Source organism: Roseateles sp. P5_E1, from assembly GCF_054049335.1.
In genome coordinates, this window is record NZ_JBFUMN010000048.1 from 25,580 (window position 1) to 38,746 (window position 13,167).

Here is a 13,167-nt window from a genome sequence, read left to right on the forward strand (position 1 = left end):
TTGCCTTGAAAACAACTTCAAAGATGGACTGGAAACTCGTTCCGGCAAAGCAATTGGCCGCCCTGGCCACACAGTGGGATGCACTGCAGGCGAAGGCGTTGCCGCATGCCTTCCTGCGCAGCGATTTCCTGCTGTGCTTGCTGGACCAGTTCGGCCAGGGTAGAGAGCTGCTCGCCTATCGCGAGGACGGCACGGGCTGGACGGCGGCGCTGCTGATCCAGCCCCAGGGCCAGGGTCGCTGGAACAGCTTCCAGCCGTCCCAGCTGCCGCTGGGACCCGTGCTGCTGCCGGAGGACGAAAGCATCGAGGCGTCTGTGCAGTCCCTGCTGCGGGCGCTGCCCGGCCTGGCCTTGACCGTCGGGCTGACGCAACTGGACTCGCTGGCCCACGTCGGGCCTTTCAACAGCGCGCGGCTGCGCCACCAGCACTACATCGACACGGCCTGGGTCGACGTCGAGACCGGTTTCGAGGCCTACTGGGAGGGCCGCGGCAAGAACCTGCGCCAGAACACCCGCAAGCAGCTGAAGAAGGTCGAGGCCACCGGTGTGACGCCTCGGCTGGAGATGATCGACACGCCCGGACCGGTCGCGCTGGCCATCGAACAGTACGGCACGCTGGAAAGCAGCGGCTGGAAGGCCGAGCTCGGCACCGCCATTTCCGTGGACGGCATCCAGGGGCACTTCTACCGCCAGGCGTTGGAAAGCGCAGCAGCAGCCGGTCGGGCCCGGATCTACCGCTACTGGTTCGGTGACGAGGTCGTCGCGATGGACCTGTGCGTGCACCAGGGGGACTGCCTGGTGATCCTCAAGACGGCCTACCAGCAGGCCCACCAGGCGGTGTCCCCGTCGACGCTGATGCGCGCCGAGGAGTTCAAGGCCCTGTTCGACGAAGGCCGCTTCAAGCGCATCGAGTTCTTCGGCCGTGTGATGGAGTGGCACACGCGCTGGACCGACAACAGCCGCGAGCTGTTTCACCTGACCGCCTACCGGTGGGCCTGGCTCAAGGCGCTGCAGGACTGGCTCAACCGCAGCAAGACCCGCGCAGCTTGAAAGCCTCAATCGACGCCTTCTTCCTGCCAGCCGGCGGCGAGCAGCGGCTGTGCCTGTTCCATGCGCCGGCAGGTACACCACGCAGCCGGGTGCTCTATCTGCATCCCTTCGCCGAGGAGATGAACAAGTCGCGCCGCATGGCCACCCTGGCCTGCCGCGCGCTGGCCCAGGCAGGCCACGCGGTCTTGCAGATCGACCTGCGCGGCTGCGGCGACTCCTCCGCCGACTTCGGCGATGCGGGCTGGGCCGACTGGCAGGCCGATGTGCGCCTGGGCCTGGAATGCCTGGATGCCCGCGTGCCTGACTCGGTTCAGGCACCGCTGTGGATCTGGGGCCTGCGCGCCGGCTGCCTGCTTGCCGCCGCCGACTGGGGCCGGCCAGTGAACTACCTGTTCTGGCAGCCGATGACGAATGGCAAGCTGGCACTGCAGCAGTTCCTGCGCCTGAGGCTGGCCGCCGAGATGGCCAACGGTGCGAACAAGGGCCAGATGGACCAGATGAAAACCGAACTGGCCGCGGGCCGCCCGGTCGAGGTCGCCGGCTACCGGCTGGGCGCGCCACTCGCCCTCGGGCTGGAAGCCGCCAAGCTCGCGCCCGCCGGCACGCCCGGCCGCGTCGAATGGCTGGAGCTCAGCACCCGCGAGGACGCCGTGCTGACGCCCGTCAGCGAACAGGCCGTCAAGGCCTGGCAGGACGCCGGCTGGGCGGTTCGCCCGCAGATCGTGCAGGGGCCGGGCTTCTGGGCCACCAGTGAAATCGAGCTGGCGCCCGAGTTGATTGCCCGCACCGCGGAGGCCTTGTCATGAAGGAATCGGTGCTGAACTTCGACTGCGAGGGCGAGCGCCTCATCGGCATCCTGGCCGAACCGGCGAACACCGCACCCGCCGAGGTGGGCGTGGTCATCGTCGTCGGCGGCCCCCAGTACCGCGTCGGAAGCCATCGCCAGTTCACGCTGCTGGCCCGGCATCTGGCGAACCACGGCGTTGCCGCTCTGCGCTTCGACTACCGCAGCATGGGGGACAGCCCCGGAGAAGCGCGCGATTTCCTCGGCGTCGACGCCGACATCGCCGCGGCCATCGCCGCGCTGCTGGCGGCCCGCCCGGCACTCAAGCGTGCGGTGCTCTGGGGCCTGTGCGACGCGGCCTCAGCCGCCCTGCTCTACCTGGAATCGACCGGCGACCCGCGCGTCGCCGGCGTGGCCCTGCTCAATCCCTGGGCCCGCTCCGCCGCGACGCTGGCGCAGACCCATGTCAAGCACTACTACTGGCGCCGGCTGCGCGAGAAGGGCTTCTGGCTCAAGCTGCTGCGCGGTGGCGTGGGCCTGACGGCGTTGCGCACCTTGGGCGGCAACCTGCGCCTGGCCCGCGGCGCCGGCAAGGCCAAGACCGACTCGCGCAGCTTCCAGGATCGCATGGCCGCCGGCCTGCGCGCTTTCAACGGGCCGGTGCTGCTGATCCTCAGTGGCGATGACTACACTGCCCGGGAGTTCGTTGGTTTTGCCCGGTCCTCGGCGGCTTGGCAGGGTCTGCTCGTGCGCCCGACGCTGGATCTGCACGACATGCCCACGGCCGATCACACGTTTTCGGCAATACAGGACCAGGACTCCCAATGTCGCATCTGTTTGGACTGGTTGAGGACGCGATGCCTAGCAATCTGAACCCCATGAACTGCGCCGGCCGAGCACTGCTGGCCCTGACCGTTGCGCTGGCCACGCTGCCGGTTTCCGCGCAGATGCAGCGCCCGGCGCTGGCGCCGCCTGGCTGTGGCGAAACGCACAACACCTATGGACCCTTCGATTACCGCACGGCCCACCAGTCGCAGCGCTACATCGTCGAGATTGCGCATTTCACGCATGGCGTCGAGACGTTGACCCGAGGTGCTACCGGCCCATTCGGCAACGACATCGGATACACGCTGGCGGTATTTCCCAACCATCCACGCGCCATCCAGTCCGTCGAACGCCTGGCGGAAAAGGAGAAATCGGATCCCGCCAAAGGCACAGACATGACCGTCGAGTGCTATTACGCCCGCGGCATGGCTTTCGTACCGAACGACCTGGTGTTCCGGATGTTCTACGTGAGCTATCTGATCCGGCGCAATCGCATGGACGACGCGCGCAAGTCTCTCGATTACGTGGTGGAGCAGGCCGGCGACAACCCGCTGACGCAATTCAACGCGGGCTTGCTGTATTTCGACATGAAGGACTACGACAAGGCATTGGCCCAGGCGCACCGCGCCATGGCCATGGGCATGACAAGGCCGGAGCTGCGCGACCGACTGAATTCGGTCGGCCGCTGGAAGGATCCCGAGCCGACCGAGGGCCCCGACGCCGCCGCGTCCGCTGCGTCTGCCACTCAGGCCGCCTCGACTCCCTCGCAGACCTCCCGCTGAGCCTCATGCCGCGCGTCAACATCGTCATCCCTGCCTACAACGCCGAGGCCTTCATTGCCGACACCGTCCGCTCGGCACTGGGCCAGACCTTCCCCGATCTGCAGGTGACCGTCATCGACGACGGCTCCAAGGATGCAACGGCCGCGAATGCCGCCCTGGACGACGCCCGCGTGCGCGTCATCTCGCAGGAAAACCGCGGCATGTCGCGCTCGCGCAATCGCGGCATGGCCGAAACGGATTCGGAATTCGTCGCGCTGCTGGATGCCGACGACCTCTGGCACCCGGAAAAGCTGCGCCTGCAACTGCAGGCCTTGCAGGCCAGGCCGGATCACGACTTCTGCTATTCGGCATTCGACGTCTGGCATGGCGAGCCCCGGCCCGACTATTTCAGGCAAACCCGGCAGGGCACCATCGATGAGTCGCGGTCCGGCTGGATCTACCCCGTGCTGGTGCTCGACAACTACGCCCTGCCCTCCTCGGTCATCTGGCGGCGCAGCGCCTGGGATCGCATGGGCGGCTTCCTGACGGACAACCAGCAGACTGACGACTGGGAATACCTGGTGCGCGCCAGCACCCAGCACCGCTTCATACGCCTGGCCGAGTCCTACGTGCTGTACCGCCAGCATCCCGTCTCGCTGTCGCGCCGCATCCCGGCCACCAACACCACCGAGCTGATGCGCGCCGAGCTGATCCGGCGCTTCGGCATGAGTTCGCCAGCCGGGCACGACGTGGACCCCGTCGCGCTGCGGCGCTTCCAGCACAAGGGCTGGTGCAATTTCGCCGACGCGCACACCGCCAAGGGCGATCTGTCGCTGGGCCTGAAGACCTTTGCCGGCCTGCTGCGCAGCGGCCCCGATCGCGGCCACACGCTGACCAAGATGGGCAAATCGCTGTTCCGCCGCTGGGTGCCGAATGACTGAACGCCTGCGGGTCGGCATCAGCGCTACCAGCCTCAACACCGCGCATCTGCGCGGCATGGGCAAATACCTGCTCGAGATGTGCAGCCAGGCCCGGCCCGAGGACGGCGTGGCCTGGACGCTGTTCGCGCAGGACGCGCGCCGCCCCATGCACCTGCCGCGCGAGCAACAGGTGCAGGCCGACATCTTCGACTTCCCCGGCGACCGCTTCTCGCTGTGGGAGCAGGTCGGCATGCCGCGCCGCACGGGTCAGCACCACCTGGACGTGCTGCACTGGGCCGAGAACACCATGGCCTGGTGGCAGCCCTGCCCGGCCGTCGTCACCATCCACGACACCATCCCCTGGGAGATGGAGACCGACACGCGCTGGCAGCACTGGTATTGGCACCGGCTGATGCCGGCGGCCTTCCGGCGATGCGCGGCCGTCGTGACGATCAGCGAGTCGTCCAAGCGCGACATCCTGGCGCGCTGGCCCGAGCTCGAGGCCAAGCTGACCGTCATCCCGCACGGCATTGAAGAGGCCTATTTCGAGCCCCCTATCAGCACGTTGCCGGCCACGCTGACGGCGGCCCTGGCCGGCGCGCGCTTCGCCGTCTATCTCGGTGGGCCGATGCAGCGCAAGCGCTTCGACTGGGCCCTGCAGACGCTGGCCGCCCAGCCCGATGCGACGCTGAAACTCGTCGCCTGCGGCTTTGGCGCCGACGCCCGCGAGGCCGCGCGCAAGGCCCTGCCCCACGAGCTGCAGGGCCGGGTCGTGTTTGCCGAGTTCCTGTCCGACGCCGAACTGCAAGCCCTCTACCGCGACGCCGTCGCCGTGCTCTACCCGACGCTCTACGAGGGCTTCGGCTTCCCGGCCGTCGAGGCCCAGGCCGCCGGCACGCCCGTCATCTTCAGCCCGCTGGGCAGCCTGGCCGAACTGGTCGGGCCGTTGACGACGCTGGTGCCAGCCGAGGACCTGGCGGCCTGGGCCGCCGCGCTGCACGAGGCCGCGACGCTGCCTCCCGAGGCACGTGCCGACAAGGCGGCCCGCGCCGCCGCCTGGGCCCAGGGCTTTCGCTGGGGCGAGAGCTGGCGCCGCCATCTGGAGGTTTACCGCCGCGTGGCCGCCCAGCGATGAAGCGGCTGGCCGTCATCGTCTGCACCTGGAACCGGGCCGCCCTGCTCGCGACCACGCTGGCCTCGCTCGGCGCCATGCACGCGCCGGCCGACACGGCCGTCGAAGTGCTGGTGGTGGACAACAACTCGACCGACGACACGCAGGCGCGACTCCAGGCCCTGCAACCGGGCTGGCCGCTGGGCCGCCTGCATGTGCTGTTCGAGCCCCGCCAGGGCAAGCAGTTCGCGCTGAACGCCGGCATCCGCCGCGCCCGCGAACTGGGCTGCGATGTGCTGGCCTTCACCGACGACGACATCCTCTTCCCCGTGGACTGGCTGGAGAACATCGCCGCCGTCTACGGCGCCGGCGGCCCGGCCCTGGCCGGCGGACGCACCGAGTTGCAATGGCCCCCCGGTGGCCGGCCCGCCTGGTATCACGACAGCATGGCCGCGGTGGTCGGCGGCGCCGACCTCGGGCCTGAGCGCATCGCGCCGACCCCGCCGGAGTACGCACCGGCCGKCGCGAACCTGGTGGCGCGCGCAGCGCTGTTCGATCGCGTCGGCCTGTTCTCGGAACTGCACTTCCGGCACATGGACCTCGAGTTCGGCCAGCGCTGCCAGGCGCGCGGCGAGGCGGTGACCTATGAGCCGTCCCTGTGCATCACTGCGCCCGTCGACGCGGCCGTGCTGACGCGCCGCTATTTCCGCCGCTGGGCCTTCAAGGCGGGCCTGTCGTCCTGGTGGCCGTCCGGCAGCCACGAGTTTGCCGGTGTGCCGCTGTGGCAATACCTGCAGCTGCTGCAGGACGGCATCGGCTGGCTGCTCGGGCCGTTGCGGCGCGAGCCCGTGGCCGAGCGTTTTGCGCGCGAACTGCGCCTGCTGCGCTGCTGGGGTCGCGTGGACAGCCGCTGGCGGTCGCACTGGTCTCCGGCGACCTACTCTGCCTGGGTGGAACGCCACTCGCAGAAGAAGCAGGGCCTGTATTGATGAACACGGTCCGCCGCTCGCTCGGCTTCGCCTTCCTGGAGCGCTATCTGCTGATCGGCCTGCAGCTGCTGTCGTTCACGCTGCTGGCACGCCTGCTGACGCCGCAACAGATCGGCCTGTACTCGGTGTCGATGGCGCTGATCAGCATGGCCCAGGTCGTGCGCGACTTCGGCCTTGCCAACTACCTGATCCAGCGCAAGGACTTGGGCCCTGAGGATGTCGGCAGCGCCTTGGGCACCTCGTTGCTGCTCGGCGGCGGCCTGTTTGCCGGCATCCACGCCGTGGCGCCGTGGATCGGCGAGTTCTATGGCGACGCGAGCCTGACGCACATTGTGCGAATCATCTCCATCAACTTCCTGATCCTGCCCTTCAACTCGATCTCGATCGCGCTGCTGCGGCGCGACATGCGTTTCGACGTGCTGATGCGCGTCAACGTCGCCGCCGCCGTCGTCGGCACCTTCACGACGCTGGGCCTGGCCTGGGCCGGCGTGGGCGCGGCCAGCCTGGCCTGGGGCGACGTCGGCGCCAGCCTCATTACCGCGCTGGGTGTCAGCCTGGCCGGCGCCTGGGGGCGCCTGGCCCGGCCACAGCTGCACCGCTGGCGCGAGATCCTGCGCTTCGGCGGCCCGGTCACGGCAGCCAATGTCGTCACCTCGGTGTCCATGGACATCAACGACCTGGCCGTGGGCAAGCTGCTGGACTTCGGCCAGGTAGCCATCGCGAGCCGCGCGCAAGGCCTGATGAACCTCTTCCACCGCGACATCATGGGCACGGTGCGTTCGGTCGCCTACCCGGCCTTCGCTCAGGCCCACCGCGACGATGAGCGGCTGGAGCAGCGCTTCGTGCAGAGCCTTGGGGCTGTCAGCGCCGTCGCCTGGCCGTTTTACGGCTTCGTCGGCCTGTTCGCGCTCGAGGTGCTGCGGCTGATGTTCGGCTCGCAATGGGATGCGTCGGCGCCCCTGGTGCCCATCTATTGCGCCGCCGGCGCGGTCAGCGTGCTGAACAGCCTGATCCCGACGCTGATGTTGGCCGCTGGCCATTCAAAGCTGGTGGCGCTGGCTGACCTCATCATCCAGCCGGTCAAGGCCCTGCTGCTGATCGCCGTCATCTGGCATTGGCGGGCGCTGGAGCCGCTGGCGCTGGGCGTGCTGGCGATGGCCGTGGTGGCCGTGCCCTATTTCTATGCCTTCAAGCAACGCTGCCTGCCCAGCGACTTCGGCGCCATTGCACGCGAGCTGGCGCGCAATGCGCTGCTGGCCCTGGCCTGCCTGCTGCCCGCCGCCCTGGTGGCGGCCTGGCTGCGCCCGGCCGGCCAACCGCTCGCCTTCCACGCCTTGCTGGCCTGCGCCGGCCTGACCGTGCTGATCTGGCTGGTCGGACTGAAACTGCTTGGCCATCCGCTGTACGCGGAAATCCGCGCTTTCCTCGATCGACGTCGCGCTGCGGCAGCCGCCTCATGAAGGTCTTCGTCGTCATCGTCACCTTCAACGGCGCCGCATGGATTGCCGGCGCGCTGCAGTCCCTGCGCGACAGCAGCCATCCCGGCACGGCCGTCGTCGTCGACAACGCGTCCACCGATGCAACTCGCGACCTGGTGCGCCGGGACTTCCCCGAAGCCGTCCTCATCGAAAGCGCCACCAACCTCGGCTTCGGCCGCGGCAACAACCTGGGCATCGCCCACGCCCTGCGCGCCGGCGCCGACGCGATCTTCCTGCTGAACCAGGACGCCTACGTCACGCCCGAAGCCATAGCCCAGCTCGTGGCCTTCCTGGAGGCCGAGCCGGGCTTCGACATCGTCAGCCCCCTGCACTGCAGCCCCGACCTGGGCCGCGTCGACCCCAACACCCAGAGCGCCTATCTACAGCGCCATGCGCCGGGCTATCTGTCCGACGCTTGCCTCGGCCGCGTGCAGCCGCACTACCCCACCCGCGGCATCAATGCGGCGGCCTGGATGCTGCGCGCCGGGGTGTTCAGCCGTGTCGGCGGTTTCGACCCGCTGTTCTTCATGTACGGCGAGGACGACGACCTCATCGAGCGCTTCGCCCATCACGGCCTGCACACAGCGCTGCTGCCGGCCGCGCGCATCGTGCATCTGCGCGCCAAGGCAGCCCGGCCGCCGCAGAGCTGGGGCAGCCAGGTCAGCAGCCGCGGTGAGCGCAAGCGCTCGGAGCTGTTGCTGGACTTCAAGCGCCCCGGCGGCAGCCTGCCCGGCCAGTTGCTGCGGCTGCTGGCCGCTGGCGTCGTGCAGCCGCTGGCTGAGCTGCTTGCCAACCACGACCTGAAGGCCTTCCTCGGCAGCCTGCTGGCCAGCCTGCGTGTGCTGGCGGAGCTGGGCCGCATCCGCCACCATGCCCGTCTCTGCGCCAGGACGGGCGCACATTTCCTGGATCTCGACACCCCATGAACCCCGGCCTGGACTGGCAACTCCACACGCTGACCCCGGTGCAAGGCCTCGGCCCCCACCGGGAGGCCTGGGATCGCCTCAACGGGCAGCTCATGGGCGGCCACGGCATGCTCGACGGCTTGTTCGTCGATGCCCTGCTGCGCCATTTCGCGGCGCAAGGCGTGCTGCTCGCCATCGCCAGCCGCGAAGGCGAGGCCGTCGCCATGCTGCTCATCAACCCCCAGACGCGCGGCCTGGGTGTCTGGTCCAGCTTCCTGCCCTCGCAGACGCAGATCGGCCCCAGCCTGATCCCGGCCGGGTTGGAGCTGCGCGGCCTGCTCGTTGCGCTGCCCGGCTATGCGAGCGAGCTGGACCTGTTGTGCAACGACCCGCACTTCGGCGACCTGCGCGAGCTGCCCAGGCTTCCCGTGCAGAGCCAGCCGCATGCGCTGACGATGAGCGTCAGCCTGAAGGGCAGCTTCGATGACTACTGGGCTCAACGACCGCGCAAGCTCATCCAGAACATGCGCCGCTACCTGCGCCGGCTGCAATCCGAGCCAGGTGGAGAACGGTTGACCGTCACCAGCGCACCCGAGTCGATCGAGGCTGCGGTGCAACGCTATGCGGGGCTGGAGTCCAGCGGCTGGAAAGGCCGCGAAGGCACGGCCGTCAGCAGCGACAACCCGCAGGGCCCCTTCTACGCCGAAGTCATGCGCGAGTTCGCCGCCCGCGGCGAGGCGCTGGTCTACGAACTCTGGTTGGGCGAAGAACTGCTGGCCTCGCGCATGCTGCTGCTGAGCGGTGGCATGGCCGTCATGCTGAAGACGGCCTTCCACGAGCAGTTCGAGCGCTTTGCGCCCGGCCGCATCCTGCTGCTGCGCACGCTGGAGGACTTGTTCACGCGTGCACCAGGCGGCGGCGTCGAGTTCTACACGAACGCCGAATCCGACCTGCTGGCATGGTCCACGTCGCAGCGCTGGATCAACCATGTAAGCGTCTATCGCCACCGCGGCCTGCCGGCCCTCTATGGCCTGCTCAGGCGCGGCAGCCGCGGCTGGCACGGTCGTGCCAGCCAACCGGTGGACACCGACATCATGGTGAGCCGCAGCGGCGCCAGCGTCGACACCTACGTCCACGTGCGCGAGCTGCCGGCGGATGCACTTGCCCTGATGCACAAGGCCGAGCAGCGCCATGTCGAGCTGGGTGCAGACTGGTACGCCAACCTGATCGACACCGTCTATGCCAGCGAGCCGCAGGCCCAGGTGCGCATCCACGTGCTGCGCCGCCAGGGGCGCGTGCTGGCCGTGCTGCCCACCGTCGCGCAGAGCGGGGCACTGGGCCGTGAAATCAGCGCGCTGTCCAACTTCTACACAGCCATCTACGCGCTGGCGATGGAAGACGACGTCGAGGCCGAGGATCTGCTGCCGCTGACACGCGCCTTGCGACGGACGGGCGGCGGCGCGGCCGCCTATCGTTTCTCGCCGATGGACCCGGATTCGCGAGAGTTCGCGCTGCTCAAGAGGGCTTTGACTCTTGCCGGCCTCAGCACGCATGCCTACTTCTCGTTTGGCAACTGGTATGAGCCGGTGCGCCAGAACTGGGCCGACTATCTAAAGGGTCGCAGCGGCCAGTTGCGCAGCACGATCAAGCGCATGGGCAAGAAGTTCGCAAGTGAAGGCGGTCGGCTGGAGGTCGTGCGCGACGGCGACGCGCTCGAAGGCGCACTGGCCGCCTATCGCGATGTCTACGCCCACAGCTGGAAGGTGCCCGAGCCCTACCCCGACTTCATGCCAGGCCTGATCCGCCTGTGCGCGCGCCGCGGCTGGCTGCGCCTGGGCCTGGCCTGGCTTCACGACAAACCGGTGGCGGCCCAGATCTGGATCATCGCCAACGGCCGTGCCAACATCTACAAGTTGGCCTACGACCAGGCTTACAAGGCGCTGGCTCCGGGCACGCTGCTGACCGCCCTGCTGATGGAGCAGGCGCTCGACCTGGAGCGCGTCCAGGAGGTGGACTATCTGATCGGCGACGCCCCGTACAAGGCCGAATGGATGAGCCAGCGCCGCGAACGCCTCGGGCTGGTCGCCTACGACCCCTTGACGCTGCGCGGCCTGGTCGGCCTGGTGCGCCAGACCGTCGGTAATGCCTGGCGGCGCCTGCACGCACTGCGAAGCACTGCCCATCCCAACGACAATCCCGCGTCCTGACCCCAAGACCCGCATGCAAGCCCAAGCCCTGCCGCCCGACACGCCGTTCGCCTCCGGCTCCCCCCGCTTCAGCGCGCGCGCCGGAGATGCGTTGGCCGCTTGGCGCCAAGCCTATGCCGCGCGCGGCGCCGCCTGCGCTGCCGACGTGGGCGGCGAATTCGCCGTCGCGCTCGACCTCCCCGGTGGGGGCAGCTACCTCGCCATCGATCGCTTCGCCGTGCACAGCCTGTGCTACGCCGTGCGGGACGGCCGCCTGCACTTCGCGACGCGGGCCGACGAACTGGCCCGCCAGCTCGGCATCCGCGAGCTGGATACCCAGGCCCTCTTCAACTACCTCTTCCATCACTGCATCCCGTCCCCGCGCACCATCTACGCCGGCATCCACCGCCTGCCGCCGGCCCACTACGCGCTGTTCGAGAACGGCCAGCTGACCGTCGCACCCTACTGGGTCGCGCGCTTCGACGAGCAGGCCCGGCCCAGCTTCGACGCGCTGAAGGAGGAGTTCCACGGCATCCTGCGCGCGGCGGTCAAGGACAGGCTGAGCGCCGACGGCAAGACCGCCTGCTTCCTGAGCGGCGGCACCGACAGCTCCACAGTCGCCGGCCTGCTGCGCGAGGCCACGGGCCAGGCGCCGGCCAGCTATTCCATCGGCTTCGAGGCCGAGGGCTATGACGAGATGGAATACGCGCGCATCGCCGCCAAGGCTTTTGGCGCCGACCATCACGAGTACTACGTGACACCGGCCGATCTGGTGGCGGCCATCCCCGACGTCGCCGCCCATTACGACCAGCCGTTCGGCAATTCCTCCGCAGTGCCCGCCTTCTACTGCGCGCGCAAGGCGCATGACGATGGCTACCACCGCATGCTGGCCGGCGACGGCGGCGACGAGCTCTTTGGCGGCAACACCCGCTATGCCAAGGAGCGCGTCTTCCATGTCTACAGCCAGATTCCGTCGCCGCTGCGCACCGGCGTGCTGAACCCGCTGTTCGTCAACCCGGTCACCGGCAACATCCCGCTGCTCAAGAAGGGCACCAGCTACATCCGCCAGGCCCGCGTGCCCATGCCCGACCGCATGCAGAGCTACAACCTGCTGGACCGACTGGGCATGAGCGAGGTGCTGACGCCAGCCTTCCTGGCCGCCGTGGACACCGGCGCACCGCGCGACCACCAGCGCGCCACCTGGGCCGCCGGCCCGCACGAGGCCAGCCTCGTCAACCAGATGCTGGCCTTCGACTGGCGCTACACGCTGGCCGAGAACGACCTGCCCAAGGTCGTCGGCACGACAGCCCTGGCTGGTGTGGACGTCGGCTTCCCGCTGCTGGACACGCGGCTGCTGGATTTCTCGCTGAAGCTGCCGACCCGCTACAAGCTCAAGGGCCTGAAGCTGCGCTGGTTCTTCAAGGAGGCGCTGCGCGGCTTCCTGCCCGACGAGATCCTGACCAAGAAGAAGCATGGCTTCGGCCTGCCCTTCGGCCCCTGGGCCGTCAAGGACGCGGCGCTGAACGCACTGGCCGCGGAATCACTGCGCGGCGTGGCGGCACGCGGCATCGTGCGCACCGAGTTCGTCGAAAGCCTGCTGACCCAGCGGCTCAAGGAGCATGCCGGCTACTACGGCGAGATGGTCTGGATCCTGATGATGCTGGAGCAGTGGCTGCGCCRGCACGCGCCAGACTACCGGCTCGCCTGAACGACGGGCTGCAAGCCCTCCTGCCGATCAAGCGGTTGCTGACCTATCCACTTTGACGGTTGGGTGCCCTCTTCGGGTCGGGGCATCCATCCCATCACCTGCAACGGCCCGGCCATCCTGACTATTGAGATGCGGTCCAGGCCTCCACTTCGGCAATGCGCGAGAGATAGTAGGCCGAGCTGTTCACCAGCACGCGGATGCGCTGTGTGGTGATGGGCGCGAAGACGAACTGCCGCCACACCTTGTTGTTGTTGATGACGCTGCCGCCCGGCACATCCACCCACCCGGCACCGTTCCAGTACTGGACTTCGAAGTGCAGGATACCGAAGTTGCTGAACGTCATCGCCAGCGTCGGCACTGAGGGCGAGTAGGCGTTGTCCTGCAGCGTGAACACATCGATTTCGCTGATCGTCTGCATGCCGTTGAAGTCGATCTGCACCCAGTCCGGGTA

The 13,167-nt window shown here is 68.4% G+C and carries 12 protein-coding genes; 11 read left to right on the forward strand and 1 reads right to left on the reverse strand.

Going from position 1 to position 13,167, the window contains the following annotated elements:
- The first annotated feature begins 5 nt into the window (after nucleotides 1–5).
- The 11 genes from ACXJKJ_RS24180 to ACXJKJ_RS24230 are packed head-to-tail and all read left to right on the forward strand — an operon-like array spanning nucleotide 6 to nucleotide 12,716.
- Nucleotides 6–1,049: a GNAT family N-acetyltransferase gene (locus ACXJKJ_RS24180; RefSeq protein ID WP_457393163.1), complete on the forward strand. Its 1,044-nt coding sequence runs from the start codon at nucleotides 6–8 to the stop codon at nucleotides 1,047–1,049.
- Nucleotides 1,046–1,855, forward strand: a complete 810-nt coding sequence (locus ACXJKJ_RS24185; protein WP_457393166.1) for a hydrolase 2, exosortase A system-associated — start codon at nucleotides 1,046–1,048, stop codon at nucleotides 1,853–1,855. Before ACXJKJ_RS24180 ends, ACXJKJ_RS24185 begins: the two co-directional genes overlap by 4 nt.
- Nucleotides 1,852–2,706, forward strand: coding sequence for a hydrolase 1, exosortase A system-associated (locus ACXJKJ_RS24190; RefSeq protein WP_457393169.1), 855 nt, complete (start codon nucleotides 1,852–1,854; stop codon nucleotides 2,704–2,706). The genes ACXJKJ_RS24185 and ACXJKJ_RS24190 overlap by 4 nt, the downstream gene beginning before the upstream one ends.
- Entirely contained in the window at nucleotides 2,691–3,440 is a 750-nt protein-coding gene (locus ACXJKJ_RS24195) for a tetratricopeptide repeat protein (protein WP_162247765.1), read from the forward strand. Before ACXJKJ_RS24190 ends, ACXJKJ_RS24195 begins: the two co-directional genes overlap by 16 nt.
- Before the next feature lie 5 nt (nucleotides 3,441–3,445).
- Complete coding sequence (locus ACXJKJ_RS24200; protein WP_056195878.1) at nucleotides 3,446–4,360, forward strand: glycosyltransferase family 2 protein; 915 nt, start codon at nucleotides 3,446–3,448, stop codon at nucleotides 4,358–4,360.
- On the forward strand, nucleotides 4,353–5,474 hold the full coding sequence (locus tag ACXJKJ_RS24205) for a glycosyltransferase (protein WP_457355040.1): 1,122 nt from the start codon (nucleotides 4,353–4,355) through the stop codon (nucleotides 5,472–5,474). The genes ACXJKJ_RS24200 and ACXJKJ_RS24205 overlap by 8 nt, the downstream gene beginning before the upstream one ends.
- Entirely contained in the window at nucleotides 5,471–6,439 is a 969-nt protein-coding gene (locus ACXJKJ_RS24210; protein WP_457393172.1) for a glycosyltransferase, read from the forward strand. Before ACXJKJ_RS24205 ends, ACXJKJ_RS24210 begins: the two co-directional genes overlap by 4 nt.
- Nucleotides 6,439–7,899 (forward strand): lipopolysaccharide biosynthesis protein, encoded by a 1,461-nt coding sequence (locus tag ACXJKJ_RS24215; RefSeq protein ID WP_056195861.1) that lies wholly within the window; start codon nucleotides 6,439–6,441, stop codon nucleotides 7,897–7,899. Before ACXJKJ_RS24210 ends, ACXJKJ_RS24215 begins: the two co-directional genes overlap by 1 nt.
- Nucleotides 7,896–8,843 (forward strand): glycosyltransferase family 2 protein, encoded by a 948-nt coding sequence (locus ACXJKJ_RS24220; RefSeq protein ID WP_457393175.1) that lies wholly within the window; start codon nucleotides 7,896–7,898, stop codon nucleotides 8,841–8,843. Before ACXJKJ_RS24215 ends, ACXJKJ_RS24220 begins: the two co-directional genes overlap by 4 nt.
- Nucleotides 8,840–11,029, forward strand: a complete 2,190-nt coding sequence (locus tag ACXJKJ_RS24225) for a GNAT family N-acetyltransferase (RefSeq protein ID WP_457393178.1) — start codon at nucleotides 8,840–8,842, stop codon at nucleotides 11,027–11,029. Before ACXJKJ_RS24220 ends, ACXJKJ_RS24225 begins: the two co-directional genes overlap by 4 nt.
- Before the next feature lie 13 nt (nucleotides 11,030–11,042).
- Entirely contained in the window at nucleotides 11,043–12,716 is a 1,674-nt protein-coding gene (locus ACXJKJ_RS24230; protein WP_457393181.1) for an asparagine synthetase B family protein, read from the forward strand.
- 121 nt (nucleotides 12,717–12,837) lie between these two features.
- Here the strand turns inward: ACXJKJ_RS24230 and ACXJKJ_RS24235 are convergent.
- Nucleotides 12,838–13,167 (reverse strand): hypothetical protein (locus ACXJKJ_RS24235; RefSeq protein ID WP_457393184.1); only part of this gene is annotated, 330 nt, incomplete at its 5' end.